Annotated in this window: 21 protein-coding genes; 10 read left to right on the top strand and 11 right to left on the bottom strand. The window is 69.8% G+C overall.

What is annotated here, in order from left to right:
* From mraY to QM841_RS25600, 9 genes are all read right to left on the bottom strand, one after another.
* Entirely contained in the window at positions 1 to 1080 is a 1080-nt protein-coding gene (gene mraY, locus QM841_RS25640; protein ID WP_005247625.1) for a phospho-N-acetylmuramoyl-pentapeptide-transferase, read from the bottom strand.
* On the bottom strand, positions 1077 to 2591 hold the full coding sequence (locus QM841_RS25635) for a UDP-N-acetylmuramoyl-tripeptide--D-alanyl-D-alanine ligase (RefSeq protein ID WP_283334261.1): 1515 nt from the start codon (positions 2589 to 2591) through the stop codon (positions 1077 to 1079). Before QM841_RS25635 ends, mraY begins: the two co-directional genes overlap by 4 nt.
* Positions 2588 to 4201 (bottom strand): UDP-N-acetylmuramoyl-L-alanyl-D-glutamate--2,6-diaminopimelate ligase, encoded by a 1614-nt coding sequence (locus QM841_RS25630; RefSeq protein WP_283334260.1) that lies wholly within the window; start codon positions 4199 to 4201, stop codon positions 2588 to 2590. The genes QM841_RS25635 and QM841_RS25630 overlap by 4 nt, the downstream gene beginning before the upstream one ends.
* A 169-nt stretch (positions 4202 to 4370) precedes the next feature.
* Positions 4371 to 6221 (bottom strand): peptidoglycan D,D-transpeptidase FtsI family protein, encoded by a 1851-nt coding sequence (locus tag QM841_RS25625; RefSeq protein ID WP_280782566.1) that lies wholly within the window; start codon positions 6219 to 6221, stop codon positions 4371 to 4373.
* Entirely contained in the window at positions 6218 to 6895 is a 678-nt protein-coding gene (ftsL, locus tag QM841_RS25620; protein ID WP_105413640.1) for a cell division protein FtsL, read from the bottom strand. Before ftsL ends, QM841_RS25625 begins: the two co-directional genes overlap by 4 nt.
* Positions 6892 to 7908, bottom strand: a complete 1017-nt coding sequence (gene rsmH / locus QM841_RS25615; protein WP_105413639.1) for a 16S rRNA (cytosine(1402)-N(4))-methyltransferase RsmH — start codon at positions 7906 to 7908, stop codon at positions 6892 to 6894. Before rsmH ends, ftsL begins: the two co-directional genes overlap by 4 nt.
* A gap of 196 nt (positions 7909 to 8104) precedes the next feature.
* On the bottom strand, positions 8105 to 8536 hold the full coding sequence (gene mraZ / locus QM841_RS25610; protein ID WP_005247637.1) for a division/cell wall cluster transcriptional repressor MraZ: 432 nt from the start codon (positions 8534 to 8536) through the stop codon (positions 8105 to 8107).
* A gap of 489 nt (positions 8537 to 9025) precedes the next feature.
* The gene (locus tag QM841_RS25605; RefSeq protein WP_009473745.1) at positions 9026 to 9454 is read right to left on the bottom strand and encodes an SCO2097 family morphological protein; all 429 of its coding nucleotides are present in this window, start codon (positions 9452 to 9454) and stop codon (positions 9026 to 9028) included.
* A 233-nt stretch (positions 9455 to 9687) separates the two neighbouring features.
* On the bottom strand, positions 9688 to 10068 hold the full coding sequence (locus tag QM841_RS25600) for an SAV_6107 family HEPN domain-containing protein (RefSeq protein ID WP_283334259.1): 381 nt from the start codon (positions 10066 to 10068) through the stop codon (positions 9688 to 9690).
* Positions 10069 to 10325: 257 nt separating this feature from the next.
* Here QM841_RS25600 and QM841_RS25595 point away from each other — a divergent pair, with 257 nt between their 5' ends.
* The 5 genes from QM841_RS25595 to QM841_RS25575 are packed head-to-tail and all read left to right on the top strand — an operon-like array spanning position 10326 to position 15219.
* Positions 10326 to 10937, top strand: a complete 612-nt coding sequence (locus QM841_RS25595; RefSeq protein WP_280782568.1) for a GNAT family N-acetyltransferase — start codon at positions 10326 to 10328, stop codon at positions 10935 to 10937.
* A complete protein-coding gene (locus QM841_RS25590; protein ID WP_283334258.1) occupies positions 10934 to 12508 on the top strand; it encodes a phytoene desaturase family protein in 1575 nt (524 codons plus the stop codon). Before QM841_RS25595 ends, QM841_RS25590 begins: the two co-directional genes overlap by 4 nt.
* Positions 12505 to 13317: a carotenoid biosynthesis protein gene (locus QM841_RS25585; RefSeq protein ID WP_283334257.1), complete on the top strand. Its 813-nt coding sequence runs from the start codon at positions 12505 to 12507 to the stop codon at positions 13315 to 13317. Before QM841_RS25590 ends, QM841_RS25585 begins: the two co-directional genes overlap by 4 nt.
* A 31-nt stretch (positions 13318 to 13348) precedes the next feature.
* On the top strand, positions 13349 to 14062 hold the full coding sequence (locus QM841_RS25580) for an LppM family (lipo)protein (RefSeq protein ID WP_280782570.1): 714 nt from the start codon (positions 13349 to 13351) through the stop codon (positions 14060 to 14062).
* Positions 14059 to 15219, top strand: coding sequence for a glycosyltransferase family 2 protein (locus QM841_RS25575; protein ID WP_283334256.1), 1161 nt, complete (start codon positions 14059 to 14061; stop codon positions 15217 to 15219). The genes QM841_RS25580 and QM841_RS25575 overlap by 4 nt, the downstream gene beginning before the upstream one ends.
* On the opposite strand, the gene metF is transcribed toward QM841_RS25575, so the two are convergent.
* Entirely contained in the window at positions 15212 to 16177 is a 966-nt protein-coding gene (gene metF / locus QM841_RS25570) for a methylenetetrahydrofolate reductase [NAD(P)H] (RefSeq protein WP_283334255.1), read from the bottom strand. The two genes, QM841_RS25575 and metF, sit on opposite strands and share 8 nt — an antisense overlap.
* A 189-nt stretch (positions 16178 to 16366) precedes the next feature.
* Here metF and QM841_RS25565 point away from each other — a divergent pair, with 189 nt between their 5' ends.
* The 4 genes from QM841_RS25565 to QM841_RS25550 all read left to right on the top strand — a co-directional run bounded on the left by QM841_RS25565 (position 16367) and on the right by QM841_RS25550 (position 21748).
* The gene (locus QM841_RS25565) at positions 16367 to 17464 is read left to right on the top strand and encodes a polyprenyl synthetase family protein (RefSeq protein ID WP_283334334.1); all 1098 of its coding nucleotides are present in this window, start codon (positions 16367 to 16369) and stop codon (positions 17462 to 17464) included.
* Between the two features lie 10 nt (positions 17465 to 17474).
* The gene (gene crtI / locus QM841_RS25560) at positions 17475 to 19073 is read left to right on the top strand and encodes a phytoene desaturase family protein (RefSeq protein WP_283334254.1); all 1599 of its coding nucleotides are present in this window, start codon (positions 17475 to 17477) and stop codon (positions 19071 to 19073) included.
* 121 nt (positions 19074 to 19194) lie between these two features.
* Positions 19195 to 20799, top strand: a complete 1605-nt coding sequence (locus tag QM841_RS25555; protein WP_283334333.1) for an alpha-(1->6)-mannopyranosyltransferase A — start codon at positions 19195 to 19197, stop codon at positions 20797 to 20799.
* 7 nt (positions 20800 to 20806) lie between these two features.
* Positions 20807 to 21748, top strand: coding sequence for a phytoene/squalene synthase family protein (locus QM841_RS25550; RefSeq protein WP_283334253.1), 942 nt, complete (start codon positions 20807 to 20809; stop codon positions 21746 to 21748).
* 7 nt (positions 21749 to 21755) lie between these two features.
* On the opposite strand, the gene QM841_RS25545 is transcribed toward QM841_RS25550, so the two are convergent.
* The gene (locus QM841_RS25545) at positions 21756 to 22124 is read right to left on the bottom strand and encodes an Rv2175c family DNA-binding protein (RefSeq protein ID WP_105413630.1); all 369 of its coding nucleotides are present in this window, start codon (positions 22122 to 22124) and stop codon (positions 21756 to 21758) included.
* A gap of 110 nt (positions 22125 to 22234) precedes the next feature.
* Here QM841_RS25545 and pknB point away from each other — a divergent pair, with 110 nt between their 5' ends.
* Complete coding sequence (pknB, locus tag QM841_RS25540; RefSeq protein WP_283334252.1) at positions 22235 to 24253, top strand: Stk1 family PASTA domain-containing Ser/Thr kinase; 2019 nt, start codon at positions 22235 to 22237, stop codon at positions 24251 to 24253.
* The last annotated feature ends 3 nt before the right edge of the window (positions 24254 to 24256 follow it).

Below are 24256 nucleotides of genomic sequence, written 5' to 3'. Positions count from 1 at the left end.
TCAGCCCCCGATCGCTGCCAGGTACTCGCTGTAGAACAGCGCGAGCCCGATCGCGGAGGCGATGGCGGCCAACAACCAGAACCGGATGATCACCGTGGTTTCCGCCCACCCTGCGAGTTCGAAGTGGTGGTGGAACGGAGCCATCCGGAACACTCGTCTTCGGCTCGACCGGAACACCGCGACCTGGATCACGACCGATGCCGCCTCGGCGACGAACAGCGCGCCGATCACGACCATCAGCAGTTCGGTGCGCGTCGTGATCGACAGTCCGGCGAGCATGCCGCCGAGTGCCAGCGAACCGGTGTCGCCCATGAAGATCTTCGCCGGCGCCGCGTTCCACCACAGGAATCCGATGCACGCACCGGCACCGGCCGCGCAGATCAGGGCCAGGTCGAGCGGATCTCGGACGTCGTAGCAGCCCTTGCCGGGGCTCGTCTCGCACGCGTTGCGGTACTGCCAGAACGTGATGATCACGTACGCGCCGAGGACCAGGCTCATGGACCCGGCAGCGAGACCGTCGAGGCCGTCGGTGAGATTGACCGCGTTCGACCAGGCGCTCACCAGGAGGTAGCAGAACGCGACGAACACGACGGAGCCCATCGTGACCGTCGCGATGTCACGCACGTACGACAGGTGCTCGCTGCCCGGTGTGAGGTCGTTCGCGCCCCGGAACTGCAGCGCGAGAATGCCGAACGCCACTGCCGCGATGAGCTGTCCGACCAGCTTCGCCGTCTTGTTCAGTCCGAGGTTGCGCTGCTTGCGGATCTTGATGAAGTCGTCGAGGAACCCGACCCCGCCGAGCGCCGTCGTGAGACCGAGAACCAGCAGTCCCGATGCCGACGGCCCGTCCGCGTTGTAGCCGATGCCGATCAGGTGCGAACCCCAGTAGCCGGCCCACAGTCCGGCGAGGATGGCGACGCCACCCATCGTCGGGGTGCCGCGCTTCGACTGGTGGCTCGCCGGACCTTCGACACGGATCTCCTGGCCGAATCCCTGACGGGAGAAGGCCTTGATGAGAACGGGGGTCAGCAGAATCGAGACGGCGAGCGCGATGCCCGCCGCGAAGAGGATCTGTCTCACCGCGTAGCCTCCGAACCCTTCTGTCCCGTGCTTCCCGCCAACACCGTGTCCGCGACCTCCCACAATCCGATGGACTGCGACGCCTTGACCAGCACCAGATCACCCGGCGCCAGTTCCGCTTCGAGCAAGGCGACCGCACCGGCGATGTCGGGGACGAGGATCGACTCCTCACCCCACGAACCCTCCATGACCGCACCCTGATGCATGGCGCGGGCGGGCCTGCCGGTTCCGACGATGATCAGCCTGCTCACGTCCAGTCGGACGGCGAATCTGCCGATGGCGTCGTGTTCGACCACTGATTCTGGACCCAGCTCGGCCATTTCTCCGAGCACCGCCCAACTCCGGCGCGCCGCACCCCGGCCCGTCCTGGCCATCGACACCAGCGCCTTCAGGGCCGCCCGCATCGAGTCGGGGTTCGCGTTGTACGAATCGTTGACGACGGTCACACCGTCCGGCCGGTCGCGGACGTCCATCCGGCGCGCCGAGACGGCGGCGGCACCGGAGAGGGCCTGCGCGATCTGCTCGAGGTCCGCCCCGCATTCGAGCGCCACCGCCGCTGCGGCGAGCGCGTTGCCGACCTGGTGTTCGCCGTGCACGGCGAGCTCGACGGCGACACTACCCACCGGCGCCGTGAGAGTGAAACGCGCCCTTGCCTTCTCGTCGAGCACGATGTCGGTGGCCCGCACGTGCGCGGACTCCGACCGGCCGACGAGGACCACACGGGCCGACGTGCGCGGGGCCATGGCTGCCACCAGCGGATCGTCGGCGTTGAGGATCGCGACACCACCCTCGTCCGCCGAGGGCAGCGACTCCGCGAGTTCGCCCTTGGCGGCGGCGATCGCGTCACGCGAACCGAATTCGCCGAGGTGCGCCGTACCCACGTTGAGGACGACCCCGATCTTCGGGGGTGCGATGTTCGCGAGGGAGGCGATGTGGCCGCGGCCGCGGGCCGACATCTCCAGAACCAGAAATCCCGTGTCCGCGTCCGCGCGCAGCGCGGTCCACGGGTGGCCGAGTTCGTTGTTGAACGATCCGGGCGGCGCGACGACGGGGCCGAGGGGGCGCAGGACGGCGGCGAGCAGATCCTTGGTCGACGTCTTTCCCGCCGATCCGGTGACGCCGACGACGGTCAGCCCCTTCGCGGTGAGGCCGTCGACGGAGGCGCGCGCGAGCTTCGCGAGGGCCGCGAGCACGGCGGCGCCCGATCCGTCGGTGTCGTGTTCGAGAGCCATCGCCTTGCTCGGGATGTCGCTGGGCGTCGGGGTGACGACGATCGCGGGGACGCCGACCGGGCGCGCGGCCAGGACCGCGACCGCACCGGCCTCGACCGCCGACGCCGCGTGATCGTGGCCGTCCACGTGGGCGCCGGGCAGGGCGAGGAACAGCCCCCCGGCGGTGACCTTGCGCGAGTCGAACTCCACCGTTCCCGTCACCTCGGCCGACGGATCGGCGACGCCGTGCAGTTCGCCGCCCACGATCTCGGCGATGCGAGCGAGTGTCATCGGGATCATCGCGCTCCTCCGACCTGTCGCTCGATCGCGTCGCCCAGTACGTCGCGGTCGTCAAATGGGTACTTCACCCCGTGTATCTCCTGACCGATCTCGTGTCCCTTGCCTGCGACCAGAACCACGTCGCCTGCCTGCGCCCAGCCGACGGCGTCGGCGATCGCCTTCGCTCGGTCCGCTACTTCCCACACCTGTCCCCGCTCGGATTCGGGCACTCCGAGAGCGCCCTCGCGGACCGCGGCCCTGATCTTCGCCGGGTCCTCGGTGCGGGGGTTGTCGTCCGTGATGATCAGCAGGTCGGCACCGCGCGCGGCCGCGGCGCCCATCAGCGGCCGCTTGCCTGCGTCGCGATCGCCGCCCGCACCCACGACGACAGCGACGCGACCGCGCACCTGCTCGCGCAGCGTCGCGATCACGGCCTCGACCGCTGCGGGCTTGTGCGCGTAGTCGACGACGGCGAGGAAGTCCTGTCCCCGGTCGATCCGCTGCACCCGGCCCGGCACGTCGACCCCGGCGATGCCCCGGGCGGCGTCGCGCGGATCGACACCCAGCGCCGCGCACAGCGCGACGGCGAGGGAAGCGTTGGCGACGTTGTACTGCCCCGGCAGACGGAGCTCCACGTCGAGTGTCGTGCCCTCGGCCGTGGTGAGCGCGAAGGTCTGCGAGCCCGAGAGCGACACCGTCGCCGGGCCCGCCGTCCACACCGCGCCCTCGCTGTCCGGCGTGGTCGCGACCGTCGTCACGATCGAGTGCGCACCGCGGGCGACGTCGGCCATCCGCTGTCCCCACACGTCGTCGATGCAGATGACGGCGTGCTGGGCGTGCACGGACGAATCGGCCGCGAAGAGCCGCGCCTTCGCGGCGAAGTAGTCCTCGAAGTCGCGGTGGAAGTCCAGGTGGTCCTGGGAGAGGTTCGTGAAGGCGCCCACATCGAAGCGGACTCCGTCGACGCGGCCGAGCGACAGCGCGTGGCTGGACACCTCCATCACGACGGTGTCGATCCCCTGCTCGAGCATCACGGCGAACAGGGCGTGGAGCTGCGGCGCCTCAGGGGTCGTCAGTGCGCTCGGCACCCGGCGGCCACTCATCCGGGTCTCGATGGTGCCCACGAGACCGGTCGTCCGCCCCGCGACGGTGAGCGCGGCTTCGACGAGATACGAGGTCGTGGTCTTCCCCGACGTCCCGGTGATGCCGATGACCTGCATCTTCTCCGAGGGCCGGCCGTAGATGGTTGCCGACAGCTCACCGAGGACGCCGCGTGGGTCGTCGTGGACGAGCACCGGCATGTCCGAGCCCAGCGCGGACACCAGCGCGAATCCGGCCTCGTCGGTGAGGATCGCGGTCGCGCCGCGTGCGAGAGCGTCGGCGGCGAATTCCGCGCCGTGCGCGCGGGCCCCGGGAAGGGCCGCGAACAGATCGCCCTCGACGATCCCCTGGGCGCGGAGATCCACCCCGGTGACGATGACGTGCTCGGCGGTTCCGGTGGGTGCCTCGACCCTCGCTCCGGCGAGCGCTGCCAGAGCGCTCACCGTGGTACGGACCGGCTGGGCGGGGCGAAGGCTGTCTGTGACCTTCACCTCCACTGACGCCGACTGCGGGCGGGACGGAACAGGCACCGGGCTCCTCTCGGATGTCGACTCTCACTGACAACGGCATAGTGCACGGATCGATACAGCGTGCTACCTCGGCAGTTCCCTGCGTCCACGGGAAAGTCCGTGTCCACTGAACGGCCGACGTGTCAGATTACCGCGAGCGCTCTCGGAACCCGATTCGGCCGACCTTCGCTCAATCGGCCTGCAGCACCAGCCTGCGTCCGGGGTCCGGGGACATCGGCACGCTGTCGCGCTGCAGCATCCAGGACGCGATGTTGTGGAACAGCGGCGCCGCGGATTGGCCGCCGGAACCGTCCGCGCTGCGTGTCGGCGCGTTCAGCATGATTCCGACGACGTACCGCGGGTTGTCGGCGGGGGCGATCCCGGCGAACGTGATCCAGTAGTTCGAGTTCGAGTAGCACTTGCAGGCGGGGTCGACCTGCTGGGCGGTGCCCGTCTTGCCGCTGATCTGGTACCCGTCGACGGCTGCCTGCACCCCGGTACCGCGCTGGTTGCCCGTGTCGTTCTGGGTGACGGAGCGGAACATGTCACGGACGGTGGACGCGGTCTGGGGGCTGACGACCGTCACCTCCTCGGGCGCCTCGGTCTCCGTCCGGTTCCCCGACGCGTCGACGGTCGCCTTGACGATGCGCGGCGGGATGCGAACGCCGTCGTTGGCGATCGCCTGGTACATGCCGGTCATCTGCAGCAGCGTCATCGACAGGCCCTGACCGATCGGCAGGTTCGCGAACGTGCCCCCCGACCACTGGTCGCGGCTGGGGACGCTGCCCGCGCTCTCGCCGGGTAGTCCGACGTCGGTGCGCTGGCCGAGCCCGAACCTGGACAGCATGTCCGCGTAGCGGTCCTCCCCCACCCGCTGGGCGAGCATCAGGGTGCCCACGTTCGAGGACTTCCCGAACACACCCGTGGCCGTGTACGGGGCGACCCCGTGGTCCCACGCGTCCTTCACCGACACACCCGACATCTGAATGTTGCCGGGAACTTCGAGAACTTCGTCCGGTGTGGTCAGCCCGTACTCGATCGCGGCGGCCGCGGTGACGATCTTGTTGACAGAGCCCGGTTCGAACGGCGTGCTCACCGACAGGTTGCCCATCTCCGCGGTCCGCGGATTGTTGCCCACCCCGATCGCCGGGTTGAACGTGCTGTCGTTCGACATCGCGAGCACCTCACCGGTGTGGGAGTCGAGCACGACCGCCGAGGCGTCCTTCGCACCGGACTTGTCCTTGGCCATCTGCACCTGCTGCTGAACGTAGTACTGCAGGTCGGAGTCGATGGTGAGCTCGACGCTCGACCCGTCCACCGCCGGTTGCTTGTCACGCCAGCTGCCGGGAATCACCGCGCCGTCGGAGCCCCGGTCGTAGGTCTGGGAGCCGTCGGTGCCTGCCAGGGTGGAGTCGAGCGAGTCCTCGAGGCCGAGCAGTCCGTGGCCGTCCCAGCCGGTGGCGCCGACGAGGTTGGCGGCAAGGGATCCGCCCGGATACTCGCGGATGTCCTGGCGTTCGAGTCCGACCTCCGGGAACTTGTCGCTGATCTGCGCCGCGATGTTGGGGTCGACGCTGCGCGCGAGATAGACGAACGTGTCGTCGCCGTGCAGTTTCTCCTTCAGATCCTTCTCGGGTGCGGCGTCGCCGAGCCGGTCGTGGATCTCCTTCGCGATCGCGTCGAGACGGGAGTCGACGTCGGGGGCGGTGTCGCTCTTGGCCTTCGCCTCCTCGAGTTCCTTCCGCACCCGTGCGGGCTGGAACGTCAGGGCCTTCGCTTCCATCGTGAACGCAATGGGGTTGGAGTTGCGGTCGGTGATCGACCCGCGCAGCGCCGGATCCACCTCGGTGGTGGTGCGCTGGTTCGCCGCCTCCGCGGACAGTTGTGGTGCGTCGATGACCTGGATCCACAGAAGCTGCACTGCGGCGAGGCCGAGCGCCAAGAACATCACCAGGCGTCCGTACCGTTGCCTGAACGGAAAGGACGCCGAACCGGCGCCCTTGGGGCGCCGGGGACGACTTCTCGGTGCGCTTCGATTCACCGGCGACCGCCGGACGGTGGAGCAGTCGTCGGAGCGGTGGTCGAGGGGATCACGGGAACCAATTGTTCACCCTGAGCTTGGATCTCCGTGCCATTGCCGGGCTGCGGCGTGGCGCGCGGCGACTGCGTCGTCGTCCCGCGGTTGGGGGCGGTCGCGACGGCGTTGCCGCGCTGGGTGGGCGGGACGGCGACATCCAGCGGCGGCACGGGTGCACCGGACGCCGGGGCCGGCTTTCCGACGACCTCGACGCTGCCGTCGGGATGGACGACGAGGCGAGCGGGATCGTTGGCGGGCACCATGCCGAGCTTGGCCGCTTCCTCTGCCAGTTTCGGGGCGGAGTTGGCGGTCTCGACGTCACGCTGCAGCGCGGCCTTCTCCTCCGCGAGTGACTGGTTGTGAGCGCGGGCGGCGCTCAGCTGGTACGAGTCCTCGGCGGAGCGGGTGGTCAGCAGCAGTGTCATGGCCAGACCCATGGCGAGCAGAACGAGGATCGTCGCCACGAACGGGATGCGGGCGGTGAGCGTACCGGTGCGGTTCTTGCCGGAGACGGCGATCGCGGACCCACTGTGCACGGCCGCACGCTGGGTGCGCTTCTTGTACGCCCGCTCAGCCGCGCCCGTCCGGTTGGCCGCCCGCGCGGGCCGCATCTCGGTGGAACTCACCTGAACCGTCATGCCGCCGACCTCCTGGCAATTCTTTCTGCAGCGCGCAAACGCACCGGGGCTGATCGTGGGTTCTCTTCGACTTCCTGTTCGGACGCCCGCTCCGCCCCTCGTGTGAGGATCCGGAACTCCGGTCCCATCCCCGGTAGTTCGACAGGAAGCCCCTCGGGGCTCTTCGACTTCGACCTGGGAGTGATTTCCTGCTTGACGACCCGGTCTTCCAGAGATTGGTACGACATGAACACGACGCGTCCCCCGACGGTCAACGCGTCGAGTGCAGCCGGGACCGCGGCGCGCAGTGAATCGAGCTCGCCGTTGACCTCCACTCGAAGGGCCTGGAACGTCCGCTTGGCGGGATGTCCCCCGGTACGGCGGGTCGCCGCAGGAATGGAGCGGTACAGCAGTTCGACCAGCGCTGCGCTGGTGGTGAACGGCTCCTTCGCGCGCTGCCGGACGATCTCCGACGCGATCTTGCCCGCGAAGCGCTCCTCGCCGTACGTGCTGAGGATACGAGCGAGATCTCCGTGGCTGTACGTGTTGAGGACCTCGGCCGCGGTGATGCCGGTGGTCGGGTCCATCCGCATGTCGAGGGGCGCGTCGATCGAATACGCGAACCCCCGATCCGATTCGTCGAGCTGCATCGAGGAAACGCCGAGGTCGAAGAGGATCCCGTGCACCGACTCCTGCGCGGGCAGGCCCGCCTGGTCGAGCGCGTCCTCGATGCCGTCGTAGCGGGTGTGCACGAACGTGATGCGATCGGCGAACGGTGCGAGCCGTCCGCCGGCGATCTCGAGCGCGTGCGGATCACGGTCGAGGGCGATGAGCCTCAGCTGAGGGTAGGTCCGCAGGAAGTGCTCGGAGTGTCCGCCGAGACCGAGGGTCGCGTCGATCATGACGGCTCCCCCGCCCTGCGGGTCGTTCACGGTGAGGGCGGGGCCCAGCAGTTCGTCGGCGCGGTGAAGCAGAACCGGAATGTGACCGAAACCATCGGCGGGCGAGGAATCTTCCCCCTCGTGATCCACCATGATCCCTCCGGCTCCTGCTCTGTGGTGCGGGTGAAGTGCCCGATGCCGGGGTTCACTGCTCGACCTTCTCTTGTCGGCCAGTTGCCGTGGCGAATGCTTCGAGGTCCCTGCCCGAAATGAAAACCTGGCGCTGGGGAAGTGCGTCAGGGTTCCGTCGGACAGAGGCCTCGCGGCATTCGCGGGGACGCGGTCACGCTCAGACGATCTCGCCGAGCGCGACTCCTGTTGCCTGCGAGTAGTTCTCCTCGTTCGCCTCGACGTAGGTCTGCCAGGCTTGCGCATCCCAGATTTCGAGGAAATCGACCGAACCGATCACTACGCAGTCCTTGGAGAGACCCGCGTAACGACGGTGATCTGCCGAGAGGGTGATGCGCCCCTGGGCATCTGCGTGCTGCTCGTCGGTACCTGCCGCCAGTCCGCGAACGAAGGCTCGCGCCTCCGGATCGCTTCTCGACGCGGCCGCGGCCTTGCGTGCGAGAGCGGTGAACTCTTCCCGGGGATACACCGCGAGGCTGTGATCCTGACCCTTGGTGACCATCAACCCTCCCGCCAGCGCATCCCGGAACTTTGCGGGCAACGTGAGCCGCCCCTTGTCGTCGAGCTTCGGCGTGTAGGTACCGAGAAACACTCGACACCTCCCACCGCGTTCATATCGAACGCCGTATGCCCGGGCGGTTCACCTTCGCTCCCCGCTGCGCACCACAGTACCCCACTTTCCCCCACCCACAAGGTGGATAACGGCGTGTTGTTCCCCAATTTGCCCAATACTTGCTGGTCAACGCTCATTGCAGATGGTGGGGGAAAATTCCCGGCGTGATCACCGCCACGAGCGGAGCCGATCGGGCTCGTCCCCACAACGGGGCAGGATGGCGCAAAAGCCCAGGTGAAAGCCCAACGCGAGGGGGCGGCGCCCCCGTCTCGCGGTTCGTCGCGGAGCAAAGGGGGGAAAGTGGGGAAACGGGGTGGGTGAGGGTGGGGATTCGTGGGCGGGACGGTTCACTGGCCCCACCGGATCGACCCGCCTCCGCACCCGGGCGACCCGGGACCGGGCCCCGACACAGCAGTGGCGGCGCGGCATCACATGCCACGCCGCCACTGGGCTGCTGAGCGGGTAGTACTACTCCTGCTCGAATCTCTTCTTGAAGCGGTCTTCCATTCGCGACGAGAATCCGCCACTCTTGCGCCCGCTTCGGGGCTTACCGCGATCGGCACGGCCGGTCTCACCTTGCGTGGTCGAGCCACCACGTGAGGACTGTCCGGACTTGCTCTTTCCTCCACCCCACAGGAGGAGGACTCCGGCACCGAACATGACGATGAAGCCGATCAGGCTGATGACGGGAAAACCGCCCGGCTTGATCGGAAGGGCGACGCCGGCGATGAGCAGGACCAGCCCCAGAACGAACAGGGCCACCGCCTGCAATCGACGACGACTCGATGCCGCACGCATGCGACCGCCTCGCACAGTGGAGGCGAACTTGGGATCCTCGGCGTAGAGAGCGCTCTCGATCTGGTCGAGCATGCGCTGCTCGTGCTCGGAGAGTGGCACGGTACCTCCCCCGGCACTGGAGTGTTGGCCACCGCCTCACGGTGCGAGACGGTGGGTAACCGACTTTGGCGGCTACCTAGATTTAATAATACGAGCAGTTCGATCCCCGTACCACCTACTCCACGTACGAGTTCCCGACCAACCTTACGGACTCCCGCACCGAACCCCGTTCGGGGCACCGCAATGTCGCGGACGTCCCACCGTTTTCCCGCCGTTTCCGGGCCCGCCGCCGACTAGGACGCCCGCAGATCGAGACCCGCGCCACGTCCGATGTGATCTTCGACGGCCTGGAGAAAGCGTCCGACCTCGACGAAGAACTCGTCGGCCTCGAGATCGGTGAGGGTTCGCGACATTCCCGCCTCGATCGCGGCGCGGGTGGCGGAGTGCCCGGCGAAGTAGTCGGCCCAGTTCACGAATTCGGGCGTCGCGTCGGCCATGAGAACCCAGGCGTTACGCGTTCGTGTCCGTCTGCGCCCCGCTGCGGGCCCCTCGACGGCGGCCAGCACTGCGCCCGCCCCGCGGAGCGCGGCCAGATACGCGCTGTGGAATCGATCCGCCGGCCCACCGGCCCCCACCGATTGAGCGAGGAGCGCGTCGGCGCGATCGAGCAGCACCGAACCCCGCCTGGAGCCCGGGTTGCGTACGTCACCCGGTCGGCGTGAGTTCCCAGAGGTCGGTCCCGTGACCGGGTTCGTCATCACTTCGAACACCTCCAAAACCCCGGTGCAACCACCCCGCCGGGCGTAGTCAGGTCGTGAGTTCGGGGGCCGGCGATGCTCGCTTCCCTCGAGCATCGCCGGATCCCCGCTATCGAACATCTGTTCGACCTATTCAATATAGCTGGACCCACCGACACGTCGTCAAGAGAAAGGTGAGACCGGTCGACACGAACGCTGACCAGACTCCGCTCGTGGTCGAACTCTCGGCCACCGAGTTCCGCGACCGCCTGCACGAGGCGCTGTCGATCTACGTCGCCGCCATGGGCTATCCCCACGGCACCGAATACCACCGGGCGCCGATGTGGAACGAGCACCTGCAGCGTTCGGGGTGGCGGGGCGTCGGCGCGCTCGTCCCGGCCGGTGACGGATCCACCGACAACGGGGCCGCCCGGCTCGTCGCCGTCGCCTACGGCTACCGCGGGGCGCCCGAACAGTGGTGGCACCAGCAGGTCCGTTCGGGTCTGCGCCACACGGGGTGGACCCGGGACCAGATCGACGTGATCCTCGGCAACTACTTCGAACTCACCGAACTCCACGTCCACCCGGACGCCCAGGGACACCGGCTCGGCGAGACCCTGCTCCTCCGCCTCCTCGAACGCAGGCCCGAACGCGGGGTGCTGCTCTCCACCCCCGAAGTGGCGGACGAGGACAACCGCGCCTGGCGGCTGTATCGCCGCCTCGGCTTCAGAGACGTCCTGCGCCACTTCCGATTCGCCGGGGACAACCGGCCGTTCGCGGTGCTGGGACGCGGGCTTCCCCTGTGATCGACGCGGTGGTGGTGGGGTCGGGACACAACGCCCTCGTGTCGGCGTGTTACCTCGCGCGATCCGGCTGGTCGGTCAAGGTGATCGAACGCGACACCGTGCTCGGCGGCGCGGTGTCCACGGTGGAACGCTTCCCCGGGTACAAGGTCGACCGCGGGTCGTCCGCGCACATCATGGTCCGTCACACGGGGATCGTCGAGGAACTCGATCTCGGTTCGCACGGACTGCGGTACCTCGACTGCGATCCGTGGGCGTTCGCCCCCGCCCCGGCGGGTACGGATCGGCCGGGCATCGTGTTCCGCCGCAGCCTGGATGCGACGTGCCGGTCCATCGAGGAATCCTGCGGCGCCGCGGATGCCGACGCGTACCGCCGGTTCGTGGCGGTGTGGGGTCCGCGCAGCGCACGCGTCATGCGCGCGTTCTCGAACCCGCCGACCGGGCCTGCGCTGCTCTCGTCGTTCTGGGGGCTCGACACGGGCGGCGGCGGCAGCGACCTGTCCCGGCAGTTCCTCGGTTCCGGCGACGCGCTGCTCGACGAGTACTTCGACGACGAGCGTCTCAAGGCCGCCCTCGCATGGTTCGGCGCCCAGTCCGGTCCGCCGATGTCGGAGCCGGGGACGGCGCCGATGGTCGGATTCGCGGCGCTGATGCACACCATTCCGCCCGGCCGTGCCGTCGGCGGCAGCGGAGCCCTGACCGCGGCTCTCGCCGCGAGGCTGCGGGCCGACTCCGGGACCGTCTCGCTCGGCGACTCGGTGGTCTCGTTGAGCCGCGACGGCGACTCCTGGACGACGCGGACGGCGTCCGGGCGGGAGATCCGCTCACGGGCCGTGATCGCGGGCTGTCACGTGCTGACCACACTCGGCCTGCTCGAGCGCGGCGGGTACGACGCGCAGACCCTCCACCGGTGGCGTCGCCGGATCCGCGTCGGCCCGGGGATCGGGATGGTGGTGCGGTTGGCCACCGACGCCCTCCCCGCCTATCCGAGTGCGCCCGACGCCTCGGTCACCCACGGGCTCCAGTTACTGGTCTCGGATCGCGCGCACCTGCGGCTCGCGCACGGCGCGGCGCTCGCCGGGGAACTCCCGCCGCGGCCCGCGGTGCTGGGAATGAGCTTCAGTGGCCTCGACCCCACCATCGCACCCGAGGGCAGGCACCAGGTGACCCTGTGGTCGCAGTGGCAGCCGTACCGGCTGAGCGGCGGCAGGCGCTGGAGCGACCTCGCCGGACCGGAGGCCGATCGGATCGTCGCCGAGATCGACGCGCTGGCACCCGGTTTCGGTCAGTCCGTCCTCGACCGGCACGTGCAGTCGCCGCAGGACCTCGAAGACGAGATGGGGTTGCTCGGCGGCAACGTCATGCACGTGGAGATGTCGCTGGACCAGATGATGATGTGGCGTCCCCTCCCCGAACTGTCCGGGCACCGGGTGCCGGGCGCCGACCGCCTGTACCTCACCGGCGCCTCCACCCACCCGGGCGGCGGGGTGTCCGGCGCGAGCGGTCGCAGCGCCGCACGCATCGCGCTCCACGACGACCGGCGGGGCCTGGGACGCCTGCGACGCCGGCGATGACCTCCCGCCTGCCCCTGATCCTCGCGGGCGCGGCGGTCGCGGCGCAGATCGTCTACCCGCTGGTGCACGGCGGTACCCGCGACGTGGTCACCGTGCTCGTCGTCGCGCTGCTGGCCGCGGCGTCCGTCACCCACGCGGCCGTGACCCGGGGTGCCCGCTGGACGGTGGGTCTGGTGCTCGTCACCGCAGGGCTCGGTCTGTGCTCCGAGGTCGTCGGCACGGCCACCGGCTTCCCCTACGGCTGCTACGACTACAGCGTCGACCGGCTCGGGCCGGCACTCGCGGGGGTGCCTCTGGTGGTGCCGTTCGCGTGGACGGCCGGGTTCTATCCGGTGTGGTGTGTGGCGTCCGTACTCGCGCGCGGTCCGCGTCGACGGCTGACGCGCATCGCGCTGACGACGATCGGGGTGGTCGGCTGGGACCTGTACCTCGACCCGCAGATGGTCGCGGACGGGCAGTGGTGCTGGTGCGTCACCGACGCCGGCCTGCCCGGTATCGAGCACATTCCGCTGACCAACTACGCCGGGTGGTTCGTCGTCGCGGCCGTGATGGCCGTCGCCGTGGACCGCATCGACCGTCGACTGGACGCCGGGACCCGGCACCGTGACGGTGTCCCGATCGGGTTGTTCCTGTGGACGTGGCTCGGTTCGGCGCTGGCCCACTCGGTGTTCCTGGGCGCTCCCGAGTTGCGGTATTCGGCGATCTACGGGTGGTTGGCGATGGGAATCCTGGGAGTTCCGCTGCTCGTGTCGCTGCTTCGGCCGCGCGCCCGGCGACCCGGGACCCACGACACGCACCCTCACGCCTGACACCGATCCACTCCCCTGGCACGATACGACTGTGCAGCCGCCCTCAGTTCCGACCTCGACCCGCTCGCGGAGGGCTTTGTCCCTCGCGGCCCTCGGGCTCCTCCTCGTGCCCCTCCTCGCGGGATGCCTGCGGGTTCAGGTGTCGATGGGGGTGTCCGCCGACGACCGGGTCTCCGGCCAGATCGTGGCCGCCGCCGTGCCGGCGAACGATCAGGACAAGGGCCCGCAACTCACTCCGCCCGACTCGCTGTCGGACAAGGTGCGCGTCCAGGAGTACAAGAAGGACGGGTACGTCGGCAGCCAGGCGTTCTTCAGCGACCTCACGTTCGGCGACGTGCAGCAGCTCGGCACCATGTCGGAGCAGGCCAACGGGAGTTTCCAGATCTCGCTCCAGCGGACCGGCGACCTCGTGACCCTCGACGGGAAGGCCGATCTCAGTTCGGTCCCCGCGCAGGGCACGGACGTGCAGTTCACGATCGCCTTCCCGGCGCGCGTCGCCACCACCAACGGCACCCGCGAGGGCGACTCGATCGTGTCGTGGAAACTTCCCGCCGGCGACACCTCGACGATCCGCGCCGAGGTGCGCTACTCGGACCCGAGCACCCGCAGCTTCGCGGGCTGGGCGGGCATCATGGCCGGCGTGACGCTGGGCGTCGCCGTGATCGTCGGTGCGCTGGCCTGGATGGCCCGCAACAAGGATCCGGTGATCGGCAGCGGTCGCGCACGGGACCACTCGGAGGTGTGACCTCTCGCCCGATCGAGCGGGTCGTCCGGATCGGCTCCCTGATCTCGGTTCTCGGACTCGCCACCACCGTCGTCAACCTGTGCCGCGCCCCGCGCCTCCCCACGGCGGCCCGCCCGGTCACCGAACCCGTCACCGTCTGCATCCCGGCCCGGGACGAACGTGACCGGCTGCCGGACCTGATCGGTGACCTGCGAGAACAGCGAGGCGTCGACGATCTGCGGGTGTTCGTCTACGACGACGCCTCCACGGACGGGACCGCCGACGTCGCGGACGCTGCGAGCGGCGCGGACCCCCGCTTCTCCGTGGTGCGGGGGACCGCGGAACCGCCGCCGGGCTGGGTGGGCAAACCCGCGGCCTGCCATCGGGTGAGTGAGCACGCCTTCGCCCGGGGCCGCGGCGACGGCGGGATACTCGTGTTCCTCGACGCCGATGTGCGGTTGCGTCCGGGTGCCCTGAAGGCCGCCTGCGCCGCACTGCGCGAGTCCGAGGCCGCGCTGGTCTGCCCGTGGCCGTTCCAGCAGGCGGGGTCGGTGACCGAGGCGCTGGTGCAGCCGCTGCTCGCGTGGTCGTGGGCGGCGACGCTGCCGATGCGCGTGGCAGACCGGTCTCGGCGCCCGTCGACGGCGGTGGCCTGCGGGCAGTTCATGGTGTTCGATTCCGCCGCGTACCGCAGAGTCGGGGGTCACCGGGCCGTCGTGGGCAGCGTGACCGAGGACCTCGACATCGCGCGACTGCTCCGCACTCGGGGTCACGCGACCGCACTGGTCGTGGCCGGCCGGTCGGCGTCGTGCCGGATGTACGAGGACGCCGGCGCGCTGCGCCGCGGTTACGACCGCTGGCTGTGGACGGCATTCGGCTCCCGCCTCGGCGCCGCGGCGGTCCTCGGTGCGGCGAGTGTGGCGTACCTCGCGCCGCCGGTCGCGTTCGCGGCCGGACGGGGACGCGTGCGCCGGTGGGGTGCGGTGGGATATCTCGCGGCCACGACGTCGCGGCTGTGCGCCCGGGCACTCGAACGCGGTGGCCGCCTCACCGCCGCCGACGTGGCCGGGGCGGTCGCGCACCCGCTGTCCGTCGCCGCGGTGACGGCACTGACGGTGTCGTCACACCGCAATCACCGCCGCGGGCGCACCCGGTGGAAGGGGCGGAGCCTCAGCTGACCCGCGCCGGGGTGACCGCGGCGGGATCCGCCACACCCGACCCGACCTTGTCGCCGAGCCGGGCCAGCACCTCGCTCGTGGCGCGCGCGAAGTTGAGGGTGATGAAGTGCAGGCCGGGTGCGCCCTCCGCGATGAGGCGTTCGCTCATCTCGGTTGCGACGTCGATGCCGATCTCGCGCACGGCGGCGCGGTTCTCCTCCGGACCGTCCCCGGCAGCCGCGGCGAGACGGTTCTCGAGGTGCGCCGGGAGACGCGACCCCGACAGTTCGAGCACGCGGCGGACCGACCGCAGCGACGTGATCGGCATGATCTCGGGGATGATCGGCTTGGCGCCCTGTTCGGGGTCGTACGCCGACACCCGGTCGCGCAGCCGCAGGTAGTCGTCCACGTCGAAGAACATCTGGGTGATCGAGTACTCGGCGCCTGCCCGCAGCTTCGACACCAGGTACCGGGTGTCGTGCGCGAGATCGGGCGCCCGGTAGTGGCCTTCCGGGAACGACGCGACGCCCACATGGAAGTCGCCGAGGTCGCGAACGAGCCGCACGAGGTCCTCGGCGTACTCGACTCCGTCCGGATGCTTCTCCCACTCGCCCAGCGGGTCACCGGGCGGGTCGCCGCGCAAGACGAGGACGTTGCTGATTCCGCGGTCGGCGTAGGCGCCGACCATCGACCGCAGTTCGTCGACACTGTGCGACACGGCCGTGAGGTGCGCGACCGGCAGGAGTGTGGTCTCCTCGGCGAGCTGCCCGGTGACGCGGACCGTGCGGTCCCGCGTCGACCCGCCCGCACCGTAGGTCATGGACACGAAGGCCGGACCCATCCGCTCGAACTCCCGGACGGCACGCCACAGGCGAGCCTCGGCGGCCTCGTCACGCGGCGGCGAGAACTCGACGGAAAAGGGGACCCGTCCGTCGCTGGACGACCGGATCCGGTCGACGATGGACGGAGTGCGGGTCACCCAACCTTCGCTGGCCCGCCCCCTGACGGAATCGAATGTCACCCGTCCAGCATAGGTAGTGCCCGGGGCAATGCACCCACTGCGTCTGCGCGGGCGGCGGGATCCGGGTATCCGGCCACCCGGGAGGGCGCCCACTATGGTGGTGTCGACGCCTGTCGCCGGTCTCGGCGCGCACGCGAGAATTCGATCCTGGAGGCAACACTGTCCGTTGGAACGCGCCCCGCCGCCCTCGCGGCCGAGGTCGAAAATGCGCTTCGCGACTTCTTCACCAGCCGGCAGGACCTCGTCGACTCCGTGGGTGGTGGTTACCGCGAGGCCGTGACCACGCTCGAAGACTTCGTCCTGCGCGGAGGCAAGCGGGTCCGCCCGGCCTTCGCGTGGACCGGCTGGCTCGGGGCGGGCGGCGACGCGCGCGGCCCCGACGCCGGACCCGTGCTCCGCGCCTGCTCTGCGCTGGAACTGGTTCAGGCCTGCGCGCTGGTCCACGACGACATCATCGACGCCTCCACGACGCGCCGCGGGTTCCCGACCGTCCACGTCGAGTTCGCGGAACAGCACCGCGCCGGGGCGTGGAGCGGTGATTCCGCTCACTTCGGCGAGAGCGTCGCGATCCTCCTCGGCGATCTCGCGCTGGCCTGGGCCGACGACATGATCCGCGACTCCGGCATCACCCCGGACGCGTCGGCCCGCATCTCCCCCATCTGGTCCGCGATGCGCACCGAGGTGCTCGGGGGGCAGTTCCTCGACATCAGCAACGAGGCCCGGGCGGACGAGTCGATCGACGCCGCCATGAAGGTGAATCGGTACAAGACGGCGGCGTACACCATCGAGCGGCCCCTGCACCTCGGCGTGGCGCTCGCAGGCGCCGACGACACCCTGGTTTCGGCGTACCGCCGATTCGGCACCGACATCGGTATCGCCTTCCAGCTCCGCGACGACCTGCTCGGCGTGTTCGGCGATCCGGCCGTGACGGGGAAACCCTCCGGCGACGACCTCCGGGCGGGCAAACGAACCGTCCTCTTCGCGATGTCGCTGCAGCGCGCCGACGCCGAAGACCCCGCGGCGGCCGAACTCCTCCGCGAAGGCATCGGCACCGATCTGTCCGATTCGGACGTGGACACCCTCCGGACCACGATCACGTCGCTCGGCGCGGTCGCGGACGTGGAGAAGCAGATCGAGGAACTCGTCGGGAACGCGCTGTCGACGCTGGCGGCGAGCACCGCCACCGCCGAGGCGAAGCAGCAGCTCACCGAGATGGCCGTCGCCGCGACGCGCCGCGACTACTGAGGGTCCGGGGATGGCCCGCGCGCTCCGGACGGTTCCCGGCCGCACCGATCACGTCGTGGTCGTCGGTGCGGGTCTCGCCGGTCTCTCGGCCGCTCTGCACCTCGCCGGATCGGGCCGGCGGGTCACGGTCCTCGAACGGGAGTCGTCGCCGGGCGGCCGGGTCGGCACCTACCGTGGTCCCGGCTACGACATCGACAACGGTGCCACCGTCCTCACGATGCCCGAACTGGTCGGCGAGGCCCTCGCCGCCGTCGGCGCGGATTTCGCGTCCACCCGGCCGCCGCTCGTCCTGGAGCGGCTGGCGCCGGCGTATCACGCGCGGTTCGCCGATGGTTCCTCGCTGGACGTGCACTCCGATCCCGACGCGATGGTCGCCGAGGTCAGCCGGGTGTGCGGGCCGGAGGAGTCGGCCAGGTACCTGCGGCTGCGGCGCTGGCTCGGCCGGATCTTCGATGCCGAATACCACCGGTTCATGGATGCGAACTTCGACTCGCCGCTGGATCTCGTCTCGTCCCCCGCGGCCGCGCGGGATCTGCTGACGCTCACCGCCCTGGGCGGGTTCGGCAGGCTCGGCGCCCGCGTCGACCGCACGATCACCGATCCGAGACTCCGCCGGATCTTCACGTTCCAGGCCCTGTACGCCGGGGTCGCGCCCGCCGACGCCCTCGCGGTGTACGGCGCGATCGCCCACATGGACACCTCGCTCGGTGTCTACTTCCCCCGCGGCGGGATGCGCTCGATCGCGCTCGCCCTCGCCGATGCCCTCACCACAGCAGGTGGCGAGATCCGGTTCGACACCGAGGTCGCGGCACTCGAGCGAACCGGCGACCGCGTCGGCGCCGTCGTCACGGCGGCGGGTGACCGCATCGACTGCGACGCGCTGGTGCTCACCCCGGACACCGCCGTCGTCGACGCACTGCTCCGCCCGGTGACACGCCGGACCCCCCGGCGGGTGCGGGTGTCGCCGTCCGCCGTGGTCCTGCACGGGACCGTCCCCACCGCGGTCGCGTCGCAGTGGGCCGCCCAACGACACCACACCATCGATTTCGGTCACGCGTGGAAGCGGACGTTCGCGGAGATCACCGCCCGCGCGGGGCGCGGACGGCTGATGACGGACCCGTCGCTGCTGATCACCCGGCCCGCCCTGTCGGATCCGGGCCTCGTCCTGGACCGCTCGGGGATTCCCTCGGAACCGCTGTCGGTGCTGGCGCCCTGCCCGAACCTGCACAGCGCACCGCTGGAGTGGTCGTCGCTGACCGGCCCGTACGTGAACGAACTGCTGCGCGAACTCGAGACGCGCGGGTACCACGGGATCGCGGAGCATTTCACGATCGACCGTGTCGACACCCCCCTCACCTGGCTCGGCAAGGGCATGGCGGCGGGCAGCCCCTTCGCGGCGGCGCACGTGTTCCGGCAGACCGGACCGTTCCGGCGCCCCAACCTGGTCAGAGGCCTGGACAACGTCGTGCTCGCCGGTTCCGGCACCGTTCCGGGCGTCGGAGTTCCGACCGTCCTGCTGTCGGGGAAGCTCGCGGCCGCCCGCATCACCGGGCCCACCGCAGCACGAAGCGCGGAAAGACCCACGGAAGCATCAAGTGCGGGAGGATAGGGCGAGGCGTGGCGGGAACTGGTGCCGGCAGCAATTAAACTGGTTCCTCGACCATGCGATGCGCACGCCGATGAGCGCACCGACCGCAACCGAACTCACCTCGGGGGAGGAATCTGCACTCATGACGTCCTCTGCCCGGCAGGCGACCGTCGCCGCTGCGACGACCACGCCGCAGCGGTCGTGGCCCCAGACCACGGCCGACTTCCTCCGCAGCCCGGAGGGACACGCTGCCATCCTCGGTTTCGTGGGCGCCGTGATGATCACGTTCGGTGGTTTCGGTGCGGGCAGCGTCCGCCGCGAGGACCCACTCCTCGAGGCGATGCACCTGTCGTGGCTCCGGTTCGGTCACGGTCAGATCCTGTCGACGGTCATCGTCTGGGTGGGTGTGGTCGCGATGATCACGGCCTGGGTGCGGTTGGGTCGTGCCACGCTCGGCGGCGACGTCACCCTCCGGCAGTTGCGGATGATCGTCCCGGTGTGGACGGCGCCGCTGCTCCTCGCAGTGCCGATGTTCAGCCGCGACGCCTACTCCTACCTGGCGCAGGGTGCGCTCCTGCGTGACGGGTTCGACCCGTACGCCGTCGGGCCGGTGGTCAACCCGGGAGTCCTCCTCGACAACGTCAGCAACGTGTGGACCACCACCACCGCGCCGTACGGTCCGCTGTTCCTGCTCCTCAGTCAGGGGATCACGGGGCTGACCGGCGACAACGTGATCGCCGGGACGATGCTTCTGCGCGTGACGATGCTGCCCGGACTCGCGCTGATGGTGTGGGGGGTTCCACACCTCGCGCGGCACCTCGGCGGCAATCCGGCGATCGCCCTGTGGCTCGCCGTGCTCAATCCGCTGGTCCTCGTCCACCTCATCGGCGGGGTGCACAACGAGCTGCTGATGGTCGGCCTGATGATCGCCGGCATCGCGCTCGTCCTCGAACGTCGCCATCTCGCCGGGATCGCCCTCGTCGCCGTCGCGGTCGCGATCAAGGCGACCGCAGGCGCCGCGCTGCCCTTCATGGTGTGGATCTGGATGCTCCACGAGAAGGAGAAGGCCGAGGCGGAGGGGCGCACACCCGCGTCGCCGCTCGCGTCGTTCGCGAAGACCGCGGGCGCAGGGTTCGCCGTGTTCGTGGCCATCTTCGCGGCCGCATCCGCCGTCGCCGGTGTCGGACTGGGCTGGATGACCGCGCTGTCCGGTTCGAACAAGATCATCAACTGGTTGTCGCTGCCGACGATCCTCGCCCACATCGTGACCGTCGGAACGTCGTGGTTCGCGGAACTGCGGCTGGGTGAGGTGCTCGCCATCACCCGCCCGATCTGCGCGGTGGCGCTGGTCGCGATCGTGCTGGCGGCCTGGTGGCGCTACCGGAAGACCGAGCGTGACGCGATTCTCGGAATCCTCATCGTCCTGGTCGCGATCGTGATCCTGTCGCCCGCCGCGCTGCCCTGGTACTACTCGTGGCCGATCGCCATCGCAGCCGGCTTCGCGTTGTCGACCCGGACCCTGATGATCCTCGTCGGGTTGTCCACCTGGTTGATGCTGGTCTTCCAGCCCGACGGTTCGATCGGCCTCTACACGTTCCCGCACGTCGTGCTCGCAACGTTCGCCGCGGTCGTCGCGGCCGTGTCGCTCCGCACGGTCGACCCGCTGCGCCTGCGCACACCTCGGCCCGTCGAGGAACAGCGCACCGCCGACCTCGCGGGTGCCGCGTCGTCGCCGCGCGTCGAATGACCGGTTGATGACCGAGCTGGCCGACAGTTACCGGTACTGCGGCGCGGTGACGGCGGAGCACGGTCGCACCTACCATCTCGCGACCCGGCTCCTTCCCGAGCGCCGCCGCGCCGCCGTGCATTCCCTGTACGGGTTCGCCCGCACGGTCGACGACATCGTGGACGTCGATCCCGGCCGGACGGCCGGCGGCTGCGCCGCCGAACTCGATCGGATCGACGCGGCACTGCGACTCGGCTTCACCGACCGGACCGCGGTCGGGCCGGATGCGTGCTCACGGGAGATGCGGCGGGTCCTTCCCGCGTTCCTCGACACCGTCGCGTCTTTCGACATCCCCCACGACTACTTCTTCGCGTTCCTGCAGTCCATGCGGATGGATGTTCCGGGGACTGCCGAGCATCGGTCCGAGTACGGCACCATGACCGAACTCCGGACGTATATGTACGGATCGGCCGTCGTGATCGGGTTGCAGATGCTGCCCGTCCTCGGAACCACCGGGCCCGTCGCCGATGCCGAACCGCACGCTGCGGCTCTCGGTGAGGCGTTCCAGCTGACCAATTTCCTTCGCGACGTCGGCGAGGACCTGGATCGGGGCCGGGTCTATCTCCCGGCCGACGAATTGGCCGCGTTCGGTGTCGACACCGAACTTCTCGCGCACGGTCGCCGCAGCGGCACGACGGACCAGCGGATCGTGCGGGCCCTCGCCCACCTGATCTCGGTCACTCGGTCGGTGTACCGGGACGCGGAACCGGGCATCGCGATGCTGGACCGGCGGGTGCAACCGGGTATCCGGACCGCGTTCGTGCTGTATTCCCGCATTCTCGACGAGATCGAGCGAGGTGGTTACCGGGTGCTCGACCGGCGCGCCACCGTGTCCCGGAGAAACCGGTGGGCGACGGCGCTGCCTCAGTTCGCCCGGCTCGCGGTGCCTGCCCGTGGCCGAGTGTGGTGACCGGCGGTCAGAATCCCATCGCCTGAGCGCGGCGGATCACTTCGCGGGCGAGGTCGCCGTGCAGCGCCTGGACGGGCGTGCCGGGGAGGCTGTCGTCCTCGCGGAACAGCCACTGCAGGATTTCCTCGTCCTTGAATCCGCCGTCGTGGAGCACGGCGACGAGACCGGGCAGCCATTTGACGATCTCGCCGGTCTCGTCGAAGAAGAGTTCGGGAACACCGAGGACGCCGTCGCGTCGGACGGCGATCAACTGCTGGTCGCGCAGAAGCTGCTGCACGCGGGTGACGGCCACACCGAGGTTCTTCGCGACGTCCACCAACTGGAGGAGCGAGACGGAAGGGTCCAGGACATCGTCACAGTAAGGGATGGCACTCACTCCCCTAACGTTATCTGGTCGCCTCCGGCGTGGCGCTACCGGTCGGTGTCGCTGGCTACGATTGAGGGGCGCGTGGCCGGGCTGCGCGCACTGACGGGGGAACGGACACTGTGCACGATGGAGGTCAACGTTTGATCGGCGAGCTGCTCGACCGGCGCTATCGGGTGGATGCCACGATCGCGCGTGGCGGCATGTCCACCGTCTACAGGGGGCTCGACACGCGTCTCGACCGTCCGGTGGCCATCAAGGTGATGGATCCGCAGTTCGCGGCCGATCCGGCGTTCGTCACCCGGTTCGAGTTCGAGGCCCGCTCGGTCGCGCGACTCAAGCACCCCTCCCTGGTCGCGGTCTACGACCAGGGACACGACCGCGAGCACGCGTTCCTGGTGATGGAACTCGTCGACGGCGGAACGCTCCGCGAACTCCTGCGGGAGCGCGGGCCGATGCCGCCGCACGCGGTGGCCGCGGTCGCGGGCCCGGTTCTCGACGCGCTCGCCGTCGCCCACCGGGCCGGTCTCGTGCACCGCGACGTCAAACCCGAGAACATCCTGATCTCCGACGGCGGTGAGGTGAAGATCGCCGATTTCGGTCTGGTGCGGGCCGCCGCCGCGTCGACCACCACGTCGAACAGTGTGATTCTGGGCACGGCGGCGTACCTGTCGCCGGAGCAGGTGACGTCCGGTATCGCGGACACCCGCAGTGACGTCTACTCCACCGGTGTCCTGCTGTTCGAACTTCTCACCGGGCGGACACCGTTCACCGGGGACACGTCGTTGTCCGTCGCGTATCAGCGGATCAATCAGGACGTGCCGCGGCCGGGTTCGTTCATCGCGGGTGTCCCGCCCGAGTTCGACGAACTCGTCGCGGAGGCCACCCACCGGGAACCGTCGCACCGCTTCGCCAACGCCGAGCAGATGGGCTCGGCCCTGCGCAGCATCGCGGCGGCCCTCGATTTGCCCGCCTACCGGGTGCCCGCCCCGCGACGCTCGGCGCAGCACCTGAGCGCTGCGGCCGCCGCGAGCGCGCCGCCCCTGAGCGCGCCGCCGGGCCCCGCCGCGCCGCCCACGGTGCACCTTCCCCCCGCCCCGCCGCTGTCGCCGCCCAGCCCGCTGCCGGCGCAGCCCGGTGTCCAGCACACGCGGGTGGTCACCACGCAGACTCCGCGCCCGCCGATCGACGAACCGTCGTTCGCGGTGGAGGACGAACCCGACGACGGCTACCACTACCCCGACTTCGCCGCCGAACGGCAGCGGTCGCGCCGGACCACGATCGTGTGGCTGCTCGTGATCCTGATGCTCGCCCTCGCGGTGGGTTTCGGTGGCTGGTGGATGGGTTCGGGCCGTTTCACCGCGGTCCCGACCACCGACGGTCTCGATCGCGGTGCGGCGGTGACGGCGATCGAAGCGGCCGGACTGTCGACGGAGATCCGGGGGCAGTACTCCGACACGGCTGCGCTCGACACGGTGCTGGGTACCGATCCCACCGGCGGCTCGCGGATCTCCCGCGACGGCACGGTGGCACTGCTCGTCTCCCTCGGGAGGCCGACGGTCCCGCCGCTGCCCGCGGGTGGTGAGCGCGCCGGAATCGAACAGGAACTGCGGAACCGCACGTTCACCCCGGTCGACGGTGGTCAGGCGTTCAGCGCGAAGGTCCCGATCGGGGCGGTGGCCGCGCTCGACCCGGCACCGGGTACCGAGCTCGCGACCGGGTCCACGGTCAAGCTGATCGTCAGCAAAGGTGCACCGCCGGTAGACGTTCCCGATGTGAAGGGCATGTCGGAGGCCGAGGCGCGCGCCTCACTCGAGGCGGTGGGCATCGTCGTGCAGGACGTCACCACCGACTTCGACCGGAACGTCGCTGCCGGAGACGCGATCGCCACCAGCCCGAAGGCGGGCGCCCGCGTCAATGCGGGCACCAGCGTCACGTTGAGTGTGTCGAACGCGGTCCGAATGCCGTCGATGCTGGGCCGGACCGTCGGATCCGCGCGCGATGAACTGAGCCGTCTCGGACTCGAGGTGAAGGTGCGTCAGGTGACCGACACGGACAGGTCGTTCGTCATCAGCCAGAACCCTGGCGGCGGCGATCTCGTGAAGCCCGGGAGCACGGTCACTCTGGTCTCACTGCCCTGACCC

The organism is Rhodococcus sp. IEGM 1307, from assembly GCF_030056915.1.
In the GTDB taxonomy this organism is placed as follows: domain Bacteria; phylum Actinomycetota; class Actinomycetes; order Mycobacteriales; family Mycobacteriaceae; genus Rhodococcus_F; species Rhodococcus_F opacus_D.
Note: the sequence above shows the minus strand (reverse complement) of the source record. Positions and strands in the feature narration are given on the sequence as shown.

Excerpts from the sequence above, each read along its gene's own strand:
- QM841_RS25555 (WP_283334333.1), top strand. The coding sequence starts at position 19,195 with ATGACGTCCTCTGCCCGGCAGGCGACCGTCGCCGCTGCGACGACCACG.
- QM841_RS25635 (WP_283334261.1), bottom strand. The coding sequence starts at position 2,591 with ATGATCCCGATGACACTCGCTCGCATCGCCGAGATCGTGGGCGGCGAA.
- rsmH (WP_105413639.1), bottom strand. The coding sequence starts at position 7,908 with ATGGTGGATCACGAGGGGGAAGATTCCTCGCCCGCCGATGGTTTCGGT.
- ftsL (WP_105413640.1), bottom strand. The coding sequence starts at position 6,895 with ATGACGGTTCAGGTGAGTTCCACCGAGATGCGGCCCGCGCGGGCGGCC.
- crtI (WP_283334254.1), top strand. The coding sequence starts at position 17,475 with ATGGCCCGCGCGCTCCGGACGGTTCCCGGCCGCACCGATCACGTCGTG.
- QM841_RS25585 (WP_283334257.1), top strand. The coding sequence starts at position 12,505 with ATGACCTCCCGCCTGCCCCTGATCCTCGCGGGCGCGGCGGTCGCGGCG.
- QM841_RS25550 (WP_283334253.1), top strand. The coding sequence starts at position 20,807 with ATGACCGAGCTGGCCGACAGTTACCGGTACTGCGGCGCGGTGACGGCG.